Source organism: Bradyrhizobium oligotrophicum, from assembly GCF_051168495.1.
GTDB classification, from domain to species: Bacteria; Pseudomonadota; Alphaproteobacteria; order Rhizobiales; family Xanthobacteraceae; genus Bradyrhizobium; species Bradyrhizobium oligotrophicum_A.
Genome location: NZ_JBNPVB010000008.1, coordinates 67241 through 86659 on the forward strand (window position 1 = coordinate 67241; position 19419 = coordinate 86659).

The window sequence follows — 19419 nt, forward strand, 5'->3', positions numbered from 1 at the left end:
GGAAGCCGTCAGTGCTCGCTCTCGAGCCCGCCGACGTGCTTCTGGGTGTAGAGTTCCAGGCCGATGCGGCCGATCAGGTCGAGCTGGGTCTCGAGGAAATCGATGTGATGTTCCTCGTCCTTCATCAGCCGTTCGAACAGATCGCGCGACACGTAGTCCTTAACGCCGTGGCAATAGGTTGCGGCCTCCTGATACAGCGTCCGCGCGCCGATCTCGGCGGCGAGGTCACACTCGATGATCTCCTTGACGTTCTGGCCGATGCGCAGGGGATCGAGCACCTGCATGTTCGGGAAGCCGTCGAGGAAGAGGATGCGGTCGGTGAACTTGTCGGCGTGCTCCATCTCCTCGATGGACTCCTTGCGCCAGACCTTGGCCATTTCCAGAAGGCCCCAGTTGTTCAACAGGCGATAGTGCAGCCAATACTGGTTGATGGCAGTCAGCTCGCTGCGCAATCCCTTGTTGAGATATTCGATGACCTTGGGGTCGCCCTGCATGGATAAGCTCCGAAAAAGTTAGAGGCCGCAGGGGCTCAATAACAGGTTCGAAGTGCGGAGACGACCCCGTTCCGATCCATTTTTGGGGCAAAACAGGCGAGAATGAAGGCAAGAGCGCTTCAGCAGGCGGCCAGCGCAAACCGGCTCTGCAGATCATCCTCGGCCGCCTGGACGGGCGGATGACCGTGGGCATGGGCGTGCGCGCAGCCGGCCTTGCAGGCACGCGCACAGGGACCGAGGGCCTCATCGATGATCGTCTTGATCGTGCGGGCGCAACGACCGCATTCCGCGCTGCAGCCAAGGCAGCCGTAGACCTGCTTGGGGCTCCGCGGCAACTCGTCCGCGGATTTCACCGCGTTGCGGATGTCGTGATCGCTGATGACGTTGCAGGAACAAACAATCATGAGAAACCGGCCAATCGTCCTTGGTCAGCTATCGATAGTCATCCGCACCTACCCGCGCAAAGGGAAAACGGCGCTTTTGAAGCTATTCCAATCTCCTGATCCATCTAGAACGGATCCAACAATGCGATGTTGTCGCAGATCAAGGCCGCGGCCGAACGGCATTCGACGAGTAGCAACTCAGTCGCCGCCGCCCCCGTCACCTCCTCCACCGTCGCCACCGCCATCGCTCCCGCCGCCCATCGGATTACCCATTACGTCGATCGAGGTATCCGAAAACCAACTTGTAAAACCGAAGCCCTGGCCGGAACTCGATGAGCTGCCGAAATCGGCGCCGGTGCCATCCGGGGACCAGCGACGGCGGCTCCGGCGCCGATCGGCACGAACCAGCAGCGCGTAACAGACCGCCGAGGTCAAACCGACGGCGACGACGATCGTCATCGTACTCGTCATGACCGGTCAAGTTTTGTGCATTGCAGCATTAGACGCGATCTCGACATGGGTCGTCCAGGGGGGCGAGCCCGTTCATTGATCATTCAAGCGGGATATGGGAACGTGCCGCATGGCGCGACACGCCATCTGCCGACCCGGAGTGAGTGAGAGGTTAAGGTCATGAAGAAGACTCTTGCGGCCCTTGCCGCCGTCGCAACGCTGTCGACCGCAGCGCTGGCCCCTGCTCCTGCGGAAGCGCGCGGTGGTCGTGTGGCTGCCGGCGTCGCAGCCGGATTGCTCGGCGGCGCTCTCATTGGTGGCGCGATCGCTGCGGGGAGCAATCCCTACTACTACGGGCCCGGCTACTCCTATTCCCCCGGCTACGCCTATGGACCCGGATATTCCTATTACGGTGGGCCGGCCTATGTCGCCGATCCGGGCTATGCCTGCTATTGGCAGCGCCAGCGTTTCTGGGACGGCTATGGCTGGCGAATTCGCCGCGTTCGGGTGTGCGAGTGATCGTTCACCTTCATTAATTCCATGACCTTGCACCGGAATTTTGGGAACGGGCGGTCGTCATGGCCCTAAAAAACCGTTTTTCCGTCGCATCAGGTCGGACAGAGTTTACGAAGGGTTGACGGATTCTCGTGTTTTCTCACGGTGCTGACGGCCCTCGATCGTGCGTTCAAATCACCCACCCGGCGCCCCCGCGGGCGCTTTCCAGGAGATCTCGGAACATGAAGAAGATCCTGACCGCAGTGCTTGCGGTTGCGACAATCGCAGGTTCGCTGAGCGTGACGTCACCGGCCGCAAAGGCCGGTGACGTTGGTGCAGGCGTGGCTGCCGGTCTGATCGGCGGCGCACTGCTCGGCGGCGCGATCGCCTCCAGCCGTCCCGCCTATGGCGGCCCGGTCTATGTCGAAGCCCCCCCGCCGGGCCCGCCGCCGTGCGTGTGGCGCCGTGAGCGCTATTGGGACGGTTATGGCTGGGTGTCCCGCCCGGTTCGCGTCTGCTACTGATCCAGACGACGCATCTCGATGCAACAAGCCCGGCCAAGCGGCCGGGCTTTTTGCTTTAGTCCCTCTTCCTTGGAGATGAGCGCGTCAGCGAGCGGCGTCGATGGCCCGCAGCACCGCTTCGCTGGGCCAGCAATCCACCTTCAAGCCGGCCTTTTTCTGAAAGGCGCCCAGCGCGGCGCGGGTCTGCATGCCGGCCTTGCCGTCCAGCTTGTCGCCGTACAGGCCGAGACGCGCCAGGCCTTTTTGCATTGCCTCGACGGCCTTGCTGCGAAGCTGTTTCGACGCCGACCAGGGCGTGGCGAACGAGGCCGGGCTCGTCATGCGATCGGCGAGATGGCCGACGAACAGCACGTAGAGATCGGAAAAATTGTATTCCTTGATGACGAAATAGTTCGCCGTCGTCAGGAAGGCCGGGCCGTAGATGCCTTCGGGCTGCAGCAGCGAGGCCGGCTGCTTTTGCTCGGCCGCGCTGAGGCGCTGGCCACGCACCGGGACGAAGCCGGCCCGCAGCCATTCGCCGATCGGCTTCTTGACCTCCGGCACGCCCATCGTGCAATCGACGTTCGCCGGCGGCGTGACCTCGTAGGCCCAGCGCACCCCGCTCTGCCAGCCCTTGTTGGCGAGCTGCTGTGCCGCCGAGCCCAGCGCGTCGGGCACGGAATGCCAGAGATCGACCTTGCCGTCGCCATCGAGATCGACACCGTGCTTGTAGTACTCCGACGGCAGGAACTGGGTCAGGCCGACCGCGCCGCCCCATGACGCCCGGAGATCGCGGCGCGCAACGACGCCGTCGCTCAGCATCTTCAGCGCCATGATGAACTCGGTGCGGTACTGGTCCTTGCGCCGGCCGACATAGGCCTGGGTCGCCAGCACGCGCAACGCATCATACGGCAGCGCATAGCGGCCGAAATCGGTCTCGCGGCCCCAGATCGCGAGCACGATCGGACCGGGAACGCCGAAGCGGCGCTCGATCTCGGCGAGCGCCGGACGATATTGCCGGATCAGCTTCTCGCCATGCGCAGCCAGCCGCGCGATCGAGGCTTCCTTGATGTAGTCGGCCGGCACCTGCACGAATTCGGCCTGGGCCGGTGCGCCTGTCGCAGGGCGGCCTGGCAGCAGGAGGTCGGGGAGCTTGGTGTCGGGCTCGAGGCCGGCCGTCTCGGTCTCGAACACCGCGCGCGAGACGCCCTGCTCCTTGGCCTCGGGCCAGAGCGAAGCGACGAATTGTGTGAAGGCGGCGTCCGCGGCGTACGCGACCGATAGGAACGGTGAAACTGCGAGCAGAAGCAAAGCCACGAGCGAGCGCAACAACACTGCGGCGTCCGCCTAAGCTTCTGTCAATTCGAGGCGCTTCTCCACACGCTCCAAACGTCCCGCAACACGATCAACGCGCTCCGAAAGCTCGGCGATCCGAACGTGAACCTGCCCAAGCTCGACGTGAACGTGGGCAACTTCGCGTTCAAGTCCACCGACGCGCAGCTTCACCTCGCGGACATCCTCGCGAAGCAAGTCAAGCGTCCCTCGGATGAGACGCAAATGTTCAAGGACGATGTTTTCCACCTCGGTCATCGGATAAGCCTACCACACCGCGAACAGAATGTGAACGGCTTACTTGCGCTCCCCTTCTCAATGCCCCGCCGCCTGCTTGGCATCCTCGATCGCGGCATTCGACAGCTTGTCGACCATGGCGATGCCGATCGCGGAGAGGATGAACACCGTATGGATGATGGTCTGCCACATCACCCCCGTCTCGGTGTAGTTCGACTTGCCCGATGACAGCGCGCCGGCCTCGATGAACGTCCGCAACAGGTGGATCGACGAGATGCCGATGATCGCCATCGCCAGCTTGATCTTCAGCACGCTGGCATTGACGTGGCTGAGCCATTCGGGCTCGTCGGGATGGCCCTGCAGATTGAGCCGCGAGACGAAGGTCTCGTAGCCGCCGACGATCACCATGACGAGCAGGTTCGAGATCATGACCACGTCGATCAGGCCCAGCACGGCCAGCATGATCTGCTGCTCGGAGAAGTCGAAGGCGTGCGCGAACAGATGCCAGAGCTCCTTCAGGAACAGCACGACATAGACGCCCTGTGCGATGATCAATCCGACATAGAGCGGCAACTGCAGCCAGCGCGACCCGAAGATCAGCATGGGAATGGGGCGCAGCGCTCCGCCCTTGGGGGACAGGCGCACGTCGGGAGAGGACATGATGGAATTTCTCGCGGCAGGGTTTCGATTGCGGAACGACTATCTACGCACTCGCACCGCGCATGGAAGCGACAACTGGCCGCAGCCTGGGCGCGACGCTTTGTCCCGGACGAGGGATTGCATCGCGCCTCAGGCGCATCAGCGCGTCAGCTTCTTGTACTTGACCCGGTGCGGGATGACGCTGTCCTGGCCGAGACGCCGCATCTTGTCCTTCTCGTAGTCCTGGAAGTTGCCCTCGAACCATTCGACATGGCTGTCGCCCTCGAAGGCCAGCATATGGGTCGCGATACGGTCGAGGAACCAGCGATCATGGCTGATGATGACGGCGCAGCCGGCGAAATCCTCCAGCGCCTCTTCGAGCGCACGCAGGGTGTCGACGTCGAGATCGTTGGTCGGCTCGTCGAGCAGCAGCACGTTGGAGCCGGATTTGAGCATCTTGGCGAGATGCACGCGGTTGCGCTCACCGCCGGAGAGCGCACCGACCTTCTTCTGCTGATCGGCGCCCTTGAAGTTGAACGACGAGCAATAGCCGCGCGAGTTCACTTCCTTCTTGCCGAGCAGGATCAGCTCGTTGCCGCCGGAGATCTCCTCCCAAACGGTCTTGTTGCCGTCGAGCGCGTCGCGCGACTGGTCGACATAGCCGAGATGCACGGTCTCGCCGACGGTGATGGAGCCGGCGTCCGGCTTCTCCTGCCCGGTGATCATGCGGAACAGCGTGGTCTTGCCGGCGCCGTTCGGACCGATCACGCCGACGATGCCGCCCGGCGGCAGCTTGAAGGTGAGGTTGTCGATCAGCAGGCGGTCGCCGAAGCTCTTCGACAGGCCCTCGAAATCGACGACGTTGTTGCCGAGCCGCTCGGCCACCGGAATGATGATCTGCGCGGTCTGGGTCTGCTTCTCACTGGCCTTCTTGAGCAGCTCCTCGTAGCGCTGGTAGCGCGCCTTGGACTTGGCCTGGCGGGCCTTCGGCGAGGCCGCGATCCACTCCTGCTCGCGCGACAGCGTGCGCTGATGCGCGGCGTCCTCGCGGCCTTCCTGCTCGAGCCGCTTCTGCTTCTGCTGCAGCCAGGACGAGTAGTTGCCCTCGTAGGGAATGCCGCGGCCGCGGTCGAGCTCCAGGATCCAGCTGGTGACGTTGTCGAGGAAGTAGCGGTCGTGGGTGACGATCAGGATCGCGCCGGGATAATTGCGCAGGTGGCCTTCGAGCCAGGACACCGATTCGGCGTCGAGATGGTTGGTCGGTTCGTCCAGCAACAGCAGCTCGGGCTGATCGAGCAGCAGCTTGCACAGCGCGACGCGGCGGCGCTCGCCGCCGGACAGCTTGGCAACGTCGGCATCGTCGGGCGGACAGCGCAGCGCATCCATCGCCTGGTCGACCTTGCTGTCGAGATCCCACAGGCCCTGCGCCTCGATCTCGTCCTGCAGCTTGGTCATCTCATCGGCGGTTTCCTCTGAATAGTTCATCGCCAGCTCGTTGTAGCGATCGAGGATCGCCTTCTGCTTGGCGACGCCGAGCATGACGTTCTCGCGCACCGTGAGCTTGGGATCGAGCTGCGGCTCCTGCTCGAGATAGCCGACGCGGGCGCCCTCGGCGACCCACGCCTCGCCCGTGTAGTCCTTGTCGATGCCTGCCATGATCTTGAGCAGGGTCGATTTGCCCGAGCCGTTGACACCGAGCACGCCGATCTTGGCGTCGGGATAGAACGACAAATGGATGTTATCGAGCACCTTGCGGGTCGGATAGGCCTTGGACAGACCCTGCATGAAGTAGACGAACTGGCGCGCCATCGCGTGTCCCTCGAAACCGGCCGGAATTTTCGGAAAATGGTTGCCGCTGATGTAACCGCGCGGTCCCCAAAGGGCAACCGGCGAGGCAGGCCGGGCTGCGACATTCACCGGGAGAACGCGGTCCGAGAGCCGCCGCTTGCCCGGTCCCTGGGCCCTAGCGGACGATGACGGGTGAACAGCTTGTGTGCGGCTGATCACGACAATTGCAACCATCTTTTAATTAATTCGGCGGGACACTCGGTCTCGGCGCGCAAGAACCGTGCGCCCAAGCGGCGACAAGCCGAGACGACAACAGCGAGAGCCCGTCATGGCCACCTTTACGTCAGCCTCCCTGCCCGCTCCCGCGGCAGACCGCCGAAACCGCACCGGCCTCCTCGATGAGGTCAGGGGATTCTGGCGCGAATTCGTGACGCGGGCCTTCAACCCGTACCGGCCGGAATTGCACTACATGCGTGGCCCGGGACCGGCCTGGCGCGCCAAATATGGCAGCGACGCCGCGTTCCGCCTCAAGGCCGACCTCGACTGAGCTTCGGCGCCCGGCGCTTGCGCAACCGCCGCTTGGCGCGCAACGATGTCATCCATTCGCCAAGGCGACCTCGCGCGTCGCCGTTCCCGACCGAATGGAATCCAACCGATGACGCGGCTGCGCTGTGCTATCCTCGACGATTATTACGATACGGTCCTGTCGTTGGCCGATTGGCCGCGGCTGGCCGACAAGGTGGATGTGACCGCCTTCACGCATCCGTTCACGGATGAGGACGCGGCGGCCGCCGCCCTGGCCGACACCGACATCATCTGCGCGATGCGCGAGCGGACACCGTTTCCGCGGACCCTGATCGAACGGCTGCCGAATCTGAAGCTCCTGATCACCTCGGGCATGCGCAACGCCGCGATCGACATCGAGGCCGCCAAAGCGCGCGGCATCATCGTCTGCGGCACGCAATATGCCCGCGATCCCACCGCGCCGCTGGCCATGGGCCTGATCCTGGAGCTGACCCGCAGGATCGGCCAGGAGAACGCCCGCATGCATGCCGGCCAGCCCTGGCAGGCGCTGGGCGGCGTCGAGATCGAGGGCAAGACGTTGGGCATCATCGGCCTCGGCAAGCTCGGCACCAAGGTCGCAGGCCTCGCCAAGGCCTTCGGCATGCATGTGATCGCCTGGAGTCCCAATCTGACGCCGGAGCACTGCCGGGAGGCGGGCGTCGGCTACGCCAGCAAGGAGGAACTGTTCGCGACCGCGGACGTGATCACGATTCATGTCGTGCTCAGCGACCGCTCGCGCGGGCTGGTCGGCGCGGCCGACCTCGCCCGGATGAAGCCTTCGGCCTACCTCGTCAACACCTCGCGCGCGCCGATCGTGGACGAGGCGGCGCTGCTGCAGGCGCTGCGCGAGAAGCGCATCGCCGGCGCTGCCCTCGACGTGTTCTCGGTCGAGCCGCTGCCGGTGGCGCATCCGCTGCGCGGGCTCGACAACGTCGTGCTGACGCCGCATCTCGGCTACGTCACCGAGGAAAGCTTCCGCGCCCATTACGGCCAGATGGTCGACTGCATCGCCGCCTGGCTCGGCGGCGCCGAGCCGCCGCGACGGCTGGCGTAGGGCGGACTGCCACGGCTGCAAAGCAAAACACCCTCCGCAAGGAGGGTGTTTTGATCGATCGCGAAGATATCAGCGGATGGTCACCGGCGGCGGCAGCGGCTGCACCGTCGTCGGCTGGGCGGCCGGCACGGTGGCCTGGGCCTGAACCGGAGCCTGGGCTGGCGCTGCAGCGCCGGCGGCCGCCATGTTCTTGGGCGCTGAACCGCCCGGCATCACGACGACACGGGTGCCGACCTTGACGCGTTCGAACAGGTCCGCGACGTCGTCGTTCAGCATGCCGATGCAGCCCGAGGAGACGAACTTGCCGATCGTCGACGGCTGATTCGTGCCGTGGATGCGGTACACGGTCGAGCCGAGATACATCGCACGGGCGCCGAGCGGATTGCCGGGGCCACCGGCCATGAACCGCGGCAGATAAGGCTGACGCTCGATCATCTCGCTCGGCGGATACCAGTCGGGCCACTCGGTCTTCTTCGTGATCTTCTGCACGCCGGTCCAGGTGAAGCCTTCGCGACCGACGCGGACGCCGTAGCGCATTGCCCGGCCATTGCCGAGCACCAGGTAGAGATAGGTGTTGGGCGTATCGACGACGATCGTTCCCGCCGGCTCCTTGGTGACGAAGTCCACTTCCTGGCGACGCAGGTTGGCCGGCAGCGGCGCAGGTGCCGCGTCCGGCTGCTCCTCCGGCGGCAGCGCCGCCACCGTCATCGGCCGGTCGCCGGCCAGCGCCTGCGCAGTCCCCGCAGCGACGGCACCCGGCGGACGCGGCGCACCGGCGTCGCCACCGGGAGCGCCACTGCCATACGTGCCATAAGCCTGCTGACCCGACGCCGGGCGATCGGCATAGATCACCGCCGGCGGTCCCGCCGGACGGCCATAACGCGGATCATCCGGAGACATCACCGGGCCAGTCGGGGCGGCACCGTAGACCTGAGCATTCGCCGGGCGTCCGTAGCGCGGATCGTCGGGCGACAAAATCGGACCGGTCGGCGCGGCGCTATAGACCGGAGCATTGGTCGGACGGCCATAGCGCGGATCATCGGGCGAGATCACCGGTCCGGGCGGCGGCAAGGCCGCCGAGGTGCCGGGCGCATCCTCGTCATCGAGCGCGTCGAAATCGGGCCCCTGCCCGCGTGCATCGGCCGGGTACGGCGTCGGCGCCGGTGAATATGCGCCGGGGGCCGTCTGATAGACCTGCTGTGCCTCAACAGACGAAGTTGCCGCCACGCCCGCTGCCGCGACCGCGCAAACCGTCAGGATTTGTCTGATCATCATTGCCCTTGCAATATCCCCAAGCCGCCGATTGGGACCTTTGCCATGCCAGATGGCCGAAGATAGCGGCGCATTCAAGACAATTCCGGCCAGAGCGGTCCGACTTCGGCAATTTGTGATCATGTCTCCGTCGTTGCACGGAAGTCTCACGCTGCCGAAAAAGTGCAGCAGAGCCGTCCAGGACCGCATTGATGCCGCGATTTGACGAGCGGGCGGGAACGCTTGCGGTATTCTGACTTCAGCCTGATTCGCGATGCACGGCAGAAGCCGGCCTCGTCGCGAACGCGGCCATTCCCTGTGATCACCGCGTTCCCTACTGGCTCTTGAGGTCTCGGCAGTCCCGCTGCCGCGGCGAGAGTTCCGTCAATGCTTCCCGGCTTTCGTTTTCTGGTCGCCGCGATCGTCTTCTCCATCTCTCTCACCATCTTCGGCATGGGCGCTGCGGCCCTGTTGCGCGCCGCCCATGAGCAGTTCGCCAGCAACTCGTCCTGGCGCTCGACTCAGGCATCGGGCTTCACGACGTTCCTGCCACCGGCCGACCCCGCGCCGGTGCTCGCCGTGCTGCGGGTCGAGCCGATCCCGGCACCGCCGCCGACGGTGCTCGTCGAGGTCCCTGCGGCCGAATCGCAGGGCACGACGACGGCCGCCATCGCGGAGCAGGCCGAGGCCTCCCCTGTCGCCGATGCCACGGCAGTGCCGACACCTTCGCTGCCGGCCGACACCGTCGACACCGCCAAGCTGTCGATGTTGCCCCGCACGGCCGCTGCAGCGGACGACCGCATCGAGAATGTGAGACCGGATCGCAGCACGGCAGAGGCAACCGCCGCCGCCGTCGACAAGGCGACGGACAAGCCCAGCATGGACACCACGTCGGAGCCCGCAGCCCCCGCCGCACCACCGGTCTCGAGCGACGTGGCGGTGGCCCCGGTCAGAGCCACGCCGCCGGCCCCTCAGGTCCTCGCCAGCGCGGACCCGATGCTGACCACGGCGCCCCCTCCGCCACCCGCGCCGATGCCGACTGTGGCCGCGCTCGATCCCATCGCCGCCAAACTCGCTGCTTTGGCCGAACAGCCGCTCCACCAGGACCGGCACGTCGCCAGCGAGCACCGCGCGTCGGTGAAGGTCGCGAGCGTGCAGTTGCGCCGGAGCATCCTCAAGAAGCGCCAGGCCCGCGAAAAGCAGATCGCGGCGCGCCGGGCGAAGCAGCGGCGCATCGCGCAGCGGGCCCGGTCGGCGCAGCAGGCTGCGGCTGCTCAGCAGCAACAGCAGGCCTTCCCCGATCCGTTCGCACAGCAGCCGTTTGGTCAGCCCCAGGCCGTCGGCCAGCAGGCCGCCGGGCCGCGCACGCGATAGAGGCGTCGACGATCAGGCCGGCCCGGTCGCAACCGGCGGGCCGTTCTCGACGCCCCATTCCGACCAGGAGCCGTCGTAGAGCGCGGTGTCGCGGATGCCGAGGCGGTAGAGCGCCAGCGTCAGAACGGCTGCCGACACGCCGGAGCCGCAGGATGTGACGACGGGCTTGGCGAGATCGACACCTGCAACGGCGAACGCCCTGCGCAGATCGTCCAGCGGCTTCATCACGCCGGTCGCGGCGTCGAACAGCTCGGCATAGGGCAGATTGCGGCTGCCGGGAATGTGACCCGACCGCAGTCCGGCCCTGGGCTCGGCGACCTCGCCGGCGAAGCGCGGCGCCTGGCGGGCGTCGACCACCTGCTCCGCGCGAACGGTGAGATTGGCGACCATCTGCTCGACGTTGCGCACCCGCGCTGCGTCGAAGCTCGCGGTGTAGGTTCCCGCGGAAGGTGTGACCTCGCCGCCATCGACCGGCCGCCCTTCGGCCATCCACTTCTTCAGCCCGCCATCGAGCACGCGCACGTCGGCGTGTCCGAACGACAGGAACATCCACCACGCGCGCGGCGCGGCAACCCAGCCGCCGGCATCGTAGACCACCACGGTATCGCCATTGCTGATACCGAGCCGGCCCGCATCGCGACCGAACTGCCCGGCGCTCGGATACATATGCGGCAGCGGACTGGAATGGTCAGAGACCGCGTCGACATCGAAGAACACCGCGCCGGGAATGTGCGCCTTGAGATAGTCATCCTTCGGCAGCGGCAGCACGCCGGGCATCTTGAAGGTCGCATCGAGCACCTTGACCTTGGGATCGCCGAGATGCGCCGCAAGCCAGTCGGTCGAGACGAGAGGGTCGGTGGGGGTGGTCATGCGCAAGAGCTCCAGGCCGCCAATTCGGTCGTCATCGCCGGACTTGATCCGGCGATCCATCTTCTTCAAGCGATGGACACGCGGGTCAAGCCCGCGTGTGACGCTCAGGTTCAATCCTTCGTCTTCGGCGCCCAGGCCTCGACCGGCCCGCCGGCCTCGCGCCATGCCGCAAAGCCGCCGCCGATATGGGCGACCGGTTTCAGGCCCATGTCCTGCGCGGTCTTGGCGGCGAGCGCCGAGCGCAGGCCGCCGGCGCAGTGGAAGACGAAGGTCTTGTCCTGCTGAAACACCGGTTTGGCGTAAGGACTCTGCGGATCGATCCAGAACTCCAGCATGCCGCGCGTACAGGAGAATGCGCCGGGAATCTTGCCTTCGCGCTCGATCTCGCGCGGATCTCTGATATCGACGATCACGACATCGTCACGCTTTGCCGCCTCGATCGCGTCAGCCGCCGAAAGCGTTTCGATCGCGGCATTGGCTTCGTCGAGCAGCGCCTTGATGCCGCGGCTGATGGTCTGGGGCATTCTCGAACCTCCCTGCTCCGTCGTTTCGAAGCGCCGTCTAGGCTCCTCGTCATTCCGGGGCGGTCCGCAGGACCGAACCCGGAATCCAGAGCTGATCAACCAACGTCGAGATTCCGGGTTCGGTCGCTGGCGCGACCGCCCCGGAATGACTGGACGGCTCTACCGCACCAACTCCTTCATCGCCGCTTCCAGCCCCTCGATCGTGATCGGATACATGCGCTCGGAGAAGATGCGGCGGATCAGCGTGGTGGATTCTGAATAGTCCCAGTGCTTCTGCGCGACCGGATTTAACCACACCGCGTGCGGATAGGTGCGGATGACGCGATCGAGCCACACCGAGCCCGGCTCTTCGTTGACGTGCTCGACCGAGCCGCCGGGGACCATGATCTCGTAAGGCGACATCGAGGCGTCGCCGACGAACACCACCTTGTAGTCATGAGGATATTTGTGCAGCACGTCCCAGGTCGGCGTGCGATCGGTGAAACGTCGCTTGTTCTGCTTCCAGACGCCCTCATAGAGGCAGTTGTGGAAGTAGAAATATTCCATGTGCTTGAATTCGGTCTTGGCGGCAGAGAACAATTCCTCGACCTGCGCAACGTGGGAGTCCATCGAGCCGCCGATGTCGAAGAACACGAGCACCTTGACCGCATTGCGCCGCTCGGGCCGCATGTGAACGTCGAGATAGCCGTGGTTGGCGGTTTCGCGGATCGTGGTGTCGAGATCGAGTTCGTCCGGCGCGCCCGTGCGGGCGAATTTGCGCAGGCGGCGCAGCGCCACCTTGATGTTGCGAATGCCGAGTTCAACATTGCCGTCGAGGTCCTTGAACTCGCGGCGGTCCCAAACCTTGACGGCGCGGTTGTTGCGGTTCTTGTCCTGGCCGATGCGGACGCCTTCGGGGTTGTAGCCATAGGCGCCGAACGGCGAGGTGCCGGCGGTACCGATCCACTTGTTGCCGCCCTGGTGACGCCCCTTTTGCTCTTCCAAGCGCTTCTTCAACGTCTCCATGAGCTTGTCCCAGCCCATCGCCTCGATCTCTTTCTTCTCCTCCTCGGTGAGGTACTTCTCGGCCAGCTTCTTCAGCCACTCCTCGGGAATCTCGGCCTTCTCCATCGCGTCGAGCAGGCTTTCCAGCCCCTTGAACACGGTGCCGAACACGCGATCGAATTTGTCGAGATTGCGCTCGTCCTTCACCAGCGCCGTGCGCGACAGATAGTAGAAGTTCTCGACCGAATGCTCGGCGAGGTCGGCATCGACGGCCTCCATCAGCGTGAGATATTCACGCAAGGAGACCGGGACCTGCGCGTCGCGCAGCGCTGTGAAGAATTGCAGGAACATGGCCATTAGATCGCGCGGCCGGAACGGCGCGTCAAGGGCCGCCCCGCGTGGTCCGGCTGGACCGGCTCGCTTTTTGCTCTACAATCCCGGGAACGATTGATGGAATGGGGGCTTTCATGGGTATCATTGCGGCACTGATCATCGGCGCGATCGCGGGCTGGCTGGCCGGCCTGATCGTGCGCGGTGCCGGTTTCGGCCTGATCGGCAACATGGTCATCGGCATCATCGGCGCGCTGGTCGCGAGCTACGTGCTGCCGGCGCTGCACATTGCGCTCGCCAGCGGCACGCTGGGGGCCATCCTGGACGCCACGATCGGTGCCGTCATCGTGCTCGTGATCCTCGCGCTGATCCGGCGCGCTTGATTATTTCCCCTTCCAATGGCAGCCATCATCTCAAAGCCGCAGTGGCGGTCGCCGCTGCGTAGCCACTCAACACAAGTTCGAACGATGAGCGAGACGCAATGAAATTTACCGGCACCCAGGACTACGTCGCCACCGATGACCTGAAAGTGGCCGTCAACGCGGCGATCGTGCTTGAACGCCCGCTGCTGGTGAAGGGCGAGCCGGGGACCGGCAAGACCGTGCTGGCCGAGGAAGTCGCGAAAGCCGTCAACGCGCCGCTGCTCACCTGGCACATCAAGTCGACCACCAAGGCGCAGCAAGGTCTCTACGAATACGACGCCGTATCGCGGCTGCGCGACAGCCAGCTCGGCGACAGCAAAGTGTCCGACATCAAGAACTACATCAAGCGCGGCAAGCTGTGGGAGGCGTTCACCGCCCCGCAGCGCCCGGTGCTGCTGATCGACGAGATCGACAAGGCCGACATCGAATTCCCGAACGATCTGCTGCTCGAACTCGACCGGATGGAATTCCACGTTTACGAGACCAACGAGACCATCAAGGCGAGCTTGCGCCCGATCGTCATCATCACCTCCAACAACGAGAAGGAACTGCCGGACGCGTTCCTGCGCCGCTGCTTCTTCCACTACATCAAATTCCCCGACCCGGACACGATGGGCCGCATCGTCGACGTGCACTTCCCGAACATCAAGAAGCGCATGGTCGAGGAAGCCTTGCGCATCTTCTTCGAGGTCCGCGACGTGCCGGGCCTGAAGAAGAAGCCATCCACGTCCGAGTTGCTCGACTGGCTCAAGCTGCTGCTCAACGAGGACATCGGCCCCGAGCAGTTGCGCGAGCGCGATCCGCGCAAGCTGATTCCGCCGCTGCACGGCGCGCTGCTCAAGAACGAGCAGGACGTGCACCTGTTCGAGCGATTGGCTTTCCTCAGCCGGCGAGAGGTCTGACGATCGTGGCCTGATCGGACGGCCCCGGCGGGCACGCTCCCCCGGTCAGTTTCTGACCATCCGCCCGAGCGCACGCATGATCCTAAAGACCGCGATCGGCTTCTCGCAACGAAGGATGTTCGAGAACCGATCCGGAATGATGGACTCGTCGTAGCCGGTCGTGAACACGAAGGGGACGCCGCGTTCGACCAGCCGGTCCGCCACCGGAAATGCCATCTCGCCGCGCAGATTGACGTCGAGAACGGCGCCTTCGATCCGCCGCTCGCGCGCGATCAGGGCAAGCGCATCGGGGACGGTTCCGACCGGGCCCAACACCATCCCGCCGATACCGCCGAATGCGCAGCGCAACTCGTCGGCAAGCATGTATTCGTCCTCGACGATGAGGATATGGCGGTCGCGAAGCGCGCGCTCAGGCATGCTCATCGAGCTCCGGCATCGTGAGTGGGACGGCGATTCCAATCGTGCAACTGCAACGTCGGCTGCGAACGTTGATGAGGGTCTCACTGCCGAACTGAGGGGGCAAGGCCTGCTCGATCACTCGCTCACTCGCTGCCCTTTTCCACCACATCGTAGCGTGAGACGTGAGGATGCGCCAAGCACCAACCTTGCATTGTCGACAGCGGCGGCGTGGACAGCTGCAATTTCGAGTTCCACGGGTCGGGAACCATCCACAGCCGATCCGGAACACGGGACAAGCCGGCACGAATGCTCGACGCGCCGGCTCCGGCTTGTTAAGCGCCAGCCTCTGCGGCAAGCGGGTTTGAGTCGGGGCACATGACGGTTGCAATCGAGATGGGGCAGACGGCGGCGGGATCGCCTGCGGCCCTGGACCTCGAGGAACTCCTAGCGACCCGCCTCCTCGTGCAGGGCAATTCCGGCTCCGGCAAGTCGCATCTGTTGCGCCGGCTGCTTGAGCAGAGCGCGCCCTGGGTGCAGCAGACGATCATCGATCCCGAAGGCGATTTCGTCACCTTGGCCGAACGCTTCGGCCATCTCGTGATCGAGGCCGAGGACCACACCGAGCGCGCCCTGCAGGTCGCCGGCGAGCGCGCGCGCATCCATCGCGTCTCGACCGTACTCAATCTCGAAGGCCTCGACGCCGAGAACCAGATGCGGCGTGCCGCCGCCTTTCTCAACGGCCTGTTCGAGATTTCGCGCGACCATTGGTACCCGATGCTGGTCGTGGTCGACGAGGCCCAGCTGTTCGCGCCCGCCGTCGCCGGCGAGGTCTCCGACGAGGCGCGCAAGGCCTCGCTCGGCGCGATGACCAACCTGATGTGCCGCGGCCGCAAGCGGGGGTTGGCGGGGGTGATCGCGACGCAGCGGCTGGCGAAGCTTGCCAAGAACGTCGCGGCCGAGGCCTCGAACTTCCTGATGGGCCGCACCTTCCTCGACATCGACATGGCCCGCGCCGCCGACCTGCTCGGCATGGAGCGGCGCCAGGCCGAGGCGTTCCGCGACCTCGAACGCGGCCAGTTCATGGCGCTCGGCCCCGCGCTGTCGCGCCGGCCGCTCGGCCTGCGCATCGGCCCCACCGATACCAAGCCGCGCAATGCGACGCCGCGGCTGACGCCGCTGCCGGAGGCCTCGCTGGAGGACGCCCGGGCCGTCATCCTTGCCGCGCCGCCGCCCGAGACCACCGCGCGGCCGCAGCGCAAGCCGCAGCCCGAGCTGCTCGACCAGTTGATGGCGGCGAAGTCCGCCGCGCTCGAATTCCGCCCGGAGCCGCCTCCGCCCGAGGTCAGCGAGGAGGAGCTCGCCGAGCGCCGCGCCCGCGTCGAACGCGTGCTGCGCGCGGTGCTGGCCGAGCCCGACGCCGGCTTCCGCGCCGTCGGCGTGCTGTACCAGGAATTCGTCGTCCGCTGCCGCATCGAGGGGCTCGGCACCGCGGTGCCCGATCTCAACGAGTTCCGCCGCATGCTGACCCGCGCCCGCGCCGGCCTCGGCGGCGATGAGGCGGCCGACGACGCCGGCTGGCAGGACGTCACCTTGCGCGCCTCGCTGCTCCCTGAGGACATGCAAGGCGTGTTCATGATGATCGCCCGCGCCGCCAAGGACGGCCGCCCCTGCCCGAGCGACGCCGCCATCGCCCGCGCCTACGGCTCGCATTCGCTGCGCCGCGCGCAGCGCCTGCTGACCTATATCGAAGACCAGGGCCTCATCGTCTGCCAGCTCGACGGCGCCGGCCGCCGCATCGTCACCCTGGTCGAGCTCGCCTGGGCCACGGCGCCCGGCGATCCCAACGCCGACGACGCTGCACCCGAAGGCCTCGTCGCTTCGTCGTGAGGATGCGCCCGGATCGCTCCGGGCGCCTCCCGATGTCGTCCGCGATCAGGTCGCGGCGATCCTGCCCATCGCCGGATCGCTGATGCTGGGCCGGCCGTTCTCGACGTGCCCAGCGAGCTGCCAGTTGAAATTGGCATCGCTATCCGCCGTGACCGTCAGGTCGTACCAGCCATGGGTCTGACGCAGGCGAACCTTGGTCTCCAGCCGCTGGCCGCGCTGCAGGCGATGCCGCTCGCTGCGTCCCGAGTAGTTGTCGGTCAGCGTGACCACGCAGCTCGCGCCCTTGTTGGTGAGCGCCACCGCGAGGCTGCGGGCGTCGTCGCCTTCATCCCAGTCGCACATGTGGATGGTGTCGACGTCGACCAGCGCCGAGGTCGAGACGACGCCGCCCTTGAAGTGCCGGAAGAAGCCGTTCGGGCCATGGACCGACAGATCATACTGGCCGGCGCTGGCCGCGAGATCCCACACGCCGTTCAGCGACTTGCCGGCCTCGACGGTGTAGCTCCACGGGCCGGTCGCGGTGTTGCCGGACCGGACGTGGAAGCAGACACCCGCCTGCCCCGGGTTGACGAAGCGGATGCCGAACTTCTTGTGAGCCGCGTCGGCATCGCCGTCAACGCGCAGATCGTAGGGCAGCGCGCGCGCCGGTCGGATGCCCGGCTCCTGCTGCGGCATCACCTGCTTCGCCGGCGGCACCGGGTGATAGTCGTCGAAGCGTGCGCCCGAGGTGATGTCGGCGACCGGCGGCTTGTAGCCGGCCGTGCTCGGCAGCGGCGCCATGCCTTCGTTCGGCGAGGTGAAGTTGAACGCCGAAGTGAGATCGCCGCACACCGCCCGCCGCCAGGCCGGGATGTTGGTTTCGAACAGATCCCTGGCATGCCGATGGAAGCGCTGCTCGATGAAGCGGATCACCGAGGTGTGGTCGAACACCTCCGAGCACACGAAGCCGCCGCGCGACCACGGCGACACCACCAGCATCGGCACGCGAACGCCGAGGCCGTAGGGACCGGCAAGATGATTGGCATCGCCGGCGAACAAATCACTGGTGACGTCGACGGTCGACTGTCCATAGGCCTGCGACATCGCCGGGTACGGACCGACGACGTGGTCGAAGAAGCCGCCGCCCTCATCGTAGTTGATGAGCAGCGCGGTCTTGCTCCACAGCTCCGGATTCGAGGTCAGGATGTCGAGCACCTTGGAGATGTACCAGGCGCCCGGCCCCGGCAGCCAGTTCGGATGCTCGCTGAAGGCTTCGGGGGCTGCGATCCACGACACCTGCGGGAGGGTGCCGTTGCGGACGTCGTTGCGCAGACCATCGAACAGGTTCTCGAAGGTGCCGCCCTTGGCGATGTTGCTGCCGCGCAGCGCCTTCTCGTACAGCGGGCTGCCCGGCTGCGAGTTCTGATACTGGTGGAAATACAGCAGCGAGTTGTCGCCGTAATTGCCGATCCACGGATTCTCGGTCCAGCCCCAGAAGCCCGCCGCCGTCAGACCGACGCCGATGTCCTGATAGACCTTCCAGGAGATGCCGGCCTTCTCCAGCCGCTCCGGGAACGTGGTCCAGTCGTAGCCGGCCTCGGCATTGGTGATGACCGGTCCGCCGCCCTTGCCGTCATTGCCGTCCCAGCCGGTCCACAGATAATAGCGGTTGGGATCGGTCGGTCCCATCACCGAGCAGAAATAGGAATCGCAGATCGTGAACGCATCCGCGAGTGCGTAATGCCAGGGCAGATCCTGCCGGTTCATGCAGGTCATCGTCGTGGTGCCCTTGTTGGCGATCCACTTGTCGTAATTGCCGTTGTTCCAGGACTTCTGGCCGTCGTTCCAGCCATGGGCGACGTCCTCGACATAGACCTGGCCGGCATTGTCGACGCGGAACGGCATCACCGAGCCTGCACCGTTGGGCTGCTGCCATACCGGATTGCCGTTCGGCAGCTTCACCGCGCGCGGATCGTTGAAGCCGCGGACGCCGCGCATCGCACCAAAATAGTGATCGAAGGCGCGGTTCTCCTGCATCAGCACCACGATGTGCTTGACGTCCTCGATGCTGCCGTGGCGGTTGAACGCCGGAATGGCGTGCGCGCGCTCGATGCTCTGGCTGAGCGCTGCGGTGGCAGCCGAGGCTCCGAGCAGGCGCAGAAACTCGCGCCGGTTGTGCGCGATGGTATTCGACATCTCGTTCATTCCCCAAGTGATGACGGTGTCGAGCGACTTAGGTCGGCGCGTTAACAGCCGCGTGACCGCGCGGTTAAGGCTGTATGGCAAGGTTTTGACAGCGGCACGCGGAAGGGGCCTCGCGGCCGCCCTCGTGCGTGCGCCGGGGCGGTTCCGCGCGCCGCGATTGCCCTTGCGCCGGAGATGAAAAGCTGAATGATCCGCTTGGTTTGAGGCGACGAAAGCTTCCGGCTGGCCACCGGCCGGGCGCCTCGCGCCGTTGAGGATGGTGTGCCAATGCCGACGTTGACGCAGCAAGGGCCGGGCCTCCAGGAGGCGCCTGGATGGGTATGGCTGCATGTCGCGTCCAATGCCCTCATCGC

General features: G+C 65.5%; 21 protein-coding genes. 8 read left to right on the top strand and 13 right to left on the bottom strand.

The features are described from left to right. Positions 1-8 precede the first annotated feature (8 nt). The 3 genes from bfr to ACQR1B_RS17130 all read right to left on the bottom strand — a co-directional run bounded on the left by bfr (position 9) and on the right by ACQR1B_RS17130 (position 1336). Positions 9-494 (bottom strand): bacterioferritin, encoded by a 486-nt coding sequence (bfr, locus tag ACQR1B_RS17120; protein ID WP_015665016.1) that lies wholly within the window; start codon positions 492-494, stop codon positions 9-11. 119 nt (positions 495-613) lie between these two features. Then, on the bottom strand, positions 614-898 hold the full coding sequence (locus ACQR1B_RS17125) for a (2Fe-2S)-binding protein (protein WP_434834557.1): 285 nt from the start codon (positions 896-898) through the stop codon (positions 614-616). A gap of 177 nt (positions 899-1075) precedes the next feature. Continuing rightward, positions 1076-1336 (bottom strand): hypothetical protein, encoded by a 261-nt coding sequence (locus ACQR1B_RS17130; protein WP_434834556.1) that lies wholly within the window; start codon positions 1334-1336, stop codon positions 1076-1078. A gap of 171 nt (positions 1337-1507) precedes the next feature. Between ACQR1B_RS17130 and ACQR1B_RS17135 the strand changes: the two genes are divergently transcribed. Further along, complete coding sequence (locus tag ACQR1B_RS17135; protein ID WP_434834555.1) at positions 1508-1846, top strand: hypothetical protein; 339 nt, start codon at positions 1508-1510, stop codon at positions 1844-1846. A 218-nt stretch (positions 1847-2064) separates the two neighbouring features. After that, positions 2065-2346 carry a hypothetical protein gene (locus ACQR1B_RS17140; RefSeq protein WP_434834554.1) on the top strand — a complete coding sequence of 94 codons (282 nt, stop codon included), beginning with the start codon at positions 2065-2067 and terminating at the stop codon, positions 2344-2346. An 84-nt stretch (positions 2347-2430) separates the two neighbouring features. Here ACQR1B_RS17140 and ACQR1B_RS17145 read toward each other — a convergent pair whose 3' ends face one another. From ACQR1B_RS17145 to ettA, 4 genes are all read right to left on the bottom strand, one after another. After that, positions 2431-3654 (bottom strand): lytic murein transglycosylase, encoded by a 1224-nt coding sequence (locus tag ACQR1B_RS17145; RefSeq protein WP_434875132.1) that lies wholly within the window; start codon positions 3652-3654, stop codon positions 2431-2433. A gap of 18 nt (positions 3655-3672) precedes the next feature. After that, positions 3673-3915 carry a hypothetical protein gene (locus ACQR1B_RS17150; protein WP_315725598.1) on the bottom strand — a complete coding sequence of 81 codons (243 nt, stop codon included), beginning with the start codon at positions 3913-3915 and terminating at the stop codon, positions 3673-3675. A 57-nt stretch (positions 3916-3972) separates the two neighbouring features. Continuing rightward, a complete protein-coding gene (locus ACQR1B_RS17155; RefSeq protein WP_434834552.1) occupies positions 3973-4554 on the bottom strand; it encodes a TIGR00645 family protein in 582 nt (193 codons plus the stop codon). Between the two features lie 138 nt (positions 4555-4692). After that, positions 4693-6342, bottom strand: a complete 1650-nt coding sequence (ettA, locus tag ACQR1B_RS17160; RefSeq protein WP_434834551.1) for an energy-dependent translational throttle protein EttA — start codon at positions 6340-6342, stop codon at positions 4693-4695. Positions 6343-6649: 307 nt separating this feature from the next. Here ettA and ACQR1B_RS17165 point away from each other — a divergent pair, with 307 nt between their 5' ends. Next, on the top strand, positions 6650-6868 hold the full coding sequence (locus ACQR1B_RS17165; RefSeq protein ID WP_434834550.1) for a hypothetical protein: 219 nt from the start codon (positions 6650-6652) through the stop codon (positions 6866-6868). A 108-nt stretch (positions 6869-6976) separates the two neighbouring features. Then, positions 6977-7939, top strand: a complete 963-nt coding sequence (locus ACQR1B_RS17170; protein ID WP_434834549.1) for a D-2-hydroxyacid dehydrogenase family protein — start codon at positions 6977-6979, stop codon at positions 7937-7939. Positions 7940-8008: 69 nt separating this feature from the next. Here the strand turns inward: ACQR1B_RS17170 and ACQR1B_RS17175 are convergent, their stop codons facing one another. Continuing rightward, a complete protein-coding gene (locus ACQR1B_RS17175) occupies positions 8009-9214 on the bottom strand; it encodes a L,D-transpeptidase family protein (protein WP_434834548.1) in 1206 nt (401 codons plus the stop codon). 363 nt (positions 9215-9577) lie between these two features. Between ACQR1B_RS17175 and ACQR1B_RS17180 the strand changes: the two genes are divergently transcribed. Continuing rightward, positions 9578-10564 carry a hypothetical protein gene (locus ACQR1B_RS17180; RefSeq protein WP_434834547.1) on the top strand — a complete coding sequence of 329 codons (987 nt, stop codon included), beginning with the start codon at positions 9578-9580 and terminating at the stop codon, positions 10562-10564. A gap of 12 nt (positions 10565-10576) precedes the next feature. On the opposite strand, the gene sseA is transcribed toward ACQR1B_RS17180, so the two are convergent. The 3 genes from sseA to ACQR1B_RS17195 form a co-directional block, all read right to left on the bottom strand. Then, positions 10577-11434, bottom strand: coding sequence for a 3-mercaptopyruvate sulfurtransferase (gene sseA / locus ACQR1B_RS17185; RefSeq protein WP_434834546.1), 858 nt, complete (start codon positions 11432-11434; stop codon positions 10577-10579). Between the two features lie 110 nt (positions 11435-11544). Beyond that, positions 11545-11958: a rhodanese-like domain-containing protein gene (locus ACQR1B_RS17190; protein WP_434834545.1), complete on the bottom strand. Its 414-nt coding sequence runs from the start codon at positions 11956-11958 to the stop codon at positions 11545-11547. A 159-nt stretch (positions 11959-12117) separates the two neighbouring features. Continuing rightward, entirely contained in the window at positions 12118-13293 is a 1176-nt protein-coding gene (locus ACQR1B_RS17195; RefSeq protein WP_434834544.1) for a vWA domain-containing protein, read from the bottom strand. 116 nt (positions 13294-13409) lie between these two features. Here ACQR1B_RS17195 and ACQR1B_RS17200 point away from each other — a divergent pair, with 116 nt between their 5' ends. Then, positions 13410-13655 carry a GlsB/YeaQ/YmgE family stress response membrane protein gene (locus ACQR1B_RS17200; RefSeq protein WP_434834543.1) on the top strand — a complete coding sequence of 82 codons (246 nt, stop codon included), beginning with the start codon at positions 13410-13412 and terminating at the stop codon, positions 13653-13655. Between the two features lie 98 nt (positions 13656-13753). Continuing rightward, positions 13754-14596 carry an AAA family ATPase gene (locus ACQR1B_RS17205; protein ID WP_434834542.1) on the top strand — a complete coding sequence of 281 codons (843 nt, stop codon included), beginning with the start codon at positions 13754-13756 and terminating at the stop codon, positions 14594-14596. A 45-nt stretch (positions 14597-14641) separates the two neighbouring features. Here ACQR1B_RS17205 and ACQR1B_RS17210 read toward each other — a convergent pair whose 3' ends face one another. Further along, positions 14642-15013: a response regulator gene (locus ACQR1B_RS17210; RefSeq protein WP_434834628.1), complete on the bottom strand. Its 372-nt coding sequence runs from the start codon at positions 15011-15013 to the stop codon at positions 14642-14644. Positions 15014-15370: 357 nt separating this feature from the next. Between ACQR1B_RS17210 and ACQR1B_RS17215 the strand changes: the two genes are divergently transcribed. Continuing rightward, positions 15371-16882: a helicase HerA domain-containing protein gene (locus tag ACQR1B_RS17215; protein WP_434834541.1), complete on the top strand. Its 1512-nt coding sequence runs from the start codon at positions 15371-15373 to the stop codon at positions 16880-16882. 45 nt (positions 16883-16927) lie between these two features. Here ACQR1B_RS17215 and ACQR1B_RS17220 read toward each other — a convergent pair whose 3' ends face one another. Next, positions 16928-19057: a phosphocholine-specific phospholipase C gene (locus ACQR1B_RS17220; protein ID WP_434834540.1), complete on the bottom strand. Its 2130-nt coding sequence runs from the start codon at positions 19055-19057 to the stop codon at positions 16928-16930. Between the last annotated feature and the right edge of the window lie 362 nt (positions 19058-19419).

What these genes read in the sequence shown, in the direction of transcription:
- bfr (WP_015665016.1), bottom strand. Translation starts at nt 494, where the DNA reads ATGCAGGGCGACCCCAAGGTCATCGAATATCTCAACAAGGGATTGCGC.
- ACQR1B_RS17125 (WP_434834557.1), bottom strand. Translation starts at nt 898, where the DNA reads ATGATTGTTTGTTCCTGCAACGTCATCAGCGATCACGACATCCGCAAC.
- ACQR1B_RS17130 (WP_434834556.1), bottom strand. Translation starts at nt 1,336, where the DNA reads ATGACGATCGTCGTCGCCGTCGGTTTGACCTCGGCGGTCTGTTACGCG.
- ACQR1B_RS17135 (WP_434834555.1), top strand. Translation starts at nt 1,508, where the DNA reads ATGAAGAAGACTCTTGCGGCCCTTGCCGCCGTCGCAACGCTGTCGACC.
- ACQR1B_RS17140 (WP_434834554.1), top strand. Translation starts at nt 2,065, where the DNA reads ATGAAGAAGATCCTGACCGCAGTGCTTGCGGTTGCGACAATCGCAGGT.
- ACQR1B_RS17150 (WP_315725598.1), bottom strand. Translation starts at nt 3,915, where the DNA reads ATGACCGAGGTGGAAAACATCGTCCTTGAACATTTGCGTCTCATCCGA.
- ACQR1B_RS17155 (WP_434834552.1), bottom strand. Translation starts at nt 4,554, where the DNA reads ATGTCCTCTCCCGACGTGCGCCTGTCCCCCAAGGGCGGAGCGCTGCGC.
- ettA (WP_434834551.1), bottom strand. Translation starts at nt 6,342, where the DNA reads ATGGCGCGCCAGTTCGTCTACTTCATGCAGGGTCTGTCCAAGGCCTAT.
- ACQR1B_RS17165 (WP_434834550.1), top strand. Translation starts at nt 6,650, where the DNA reads ATGGCCACCTTTACGTCAGCCTCCCTGCCCGCTCCCGCGGCAGACCGC.
- ACQR1B_RS17170 (WP_434834549.1), top strand. Translation starts at nt 6,977, where the DNA reads ATGACGCGGCTGCGCTGTGCTATCCTCGACGATTATTACGATACGGTC.
- ACQR1B_RS17175 (WP_434834548.1), bottom strand. Translation starts at nt 9,214, where the DNA reads ATGATGATCAGACAAATCCTGACGGTTTGCGCGGTCGCGGCAGCGGGC.
- ACQR1B_RS17180 (WP_434834547.1), top strand. Translation starts at nt 9,578, where the DNA reads ATGCTTCCCGGCTTTCGTTTTCTGGTCGCCGCGATCGTCTTCTCCATC.
- sseA (WP_434834546.1), bottom strand. Translation starts at nt 11,434, where the DNA reads ATGACCACCCCCACCGACCCTCTCGTCTCGACCGACTGGCTTGCGGCG.
- ACQR1B_RS17190 (WP_434834545.1), bottom strand. Translation starts at nt 11,958, where the DNA reads ATGCCCCAGACCATCAGCCGCGGCATCAAGGCGCTGCTCGACGAAGCC.
- ACQR1B_RS17195 (WP_434834544.1), bottom strand. Translation starts at nt 13,293, where the DNA reads ATGTTCCTGCAATTCTTCACAGCGCTGCGCGACGCGCAGGTCCCGGTC.
- ACQR1B_RS17200 (WP_434834543.1), top strand. Translation starts at nt 13,410, where the DNA reads ATGGGTATCATTGCGGCACTGATCATCGGCGCGATCGCGGGCTGGCTG.
- ACQR1B_RS17205 (WP_434834542.1), top strand. Translation starts at nt 13,754, where the DNA reads ATGAAATTTACCGGCACCCAGGACTACGTCGCCACCGATGACCTGAAA.
- ACQR1B_RS17210 (WP_434834628.1), bottom strand. Translation starts at nt 15,013, where the DNA reads ATGCCTGAGCGCGCGCTTCGCGACCGCCATATCCTCATCGTCGAGGAC.
- ACQR1B_RS17215 (WP_434834541.1), top strand. Translation starts at nt 15,371, where the DNA reads ATGACGGTTGCAATCGAGATGGGGCAGACGGCGGCGGGATCGCCTGCG.
- ACQR1B_RS17220 (WP_434834540.1), bottom strand. Translation starts at nt 19,057, where the DNA reads ATGTCGAATACCATCGCGCACAACCGGCGCGAGTTTCTGCGCCTGCTC.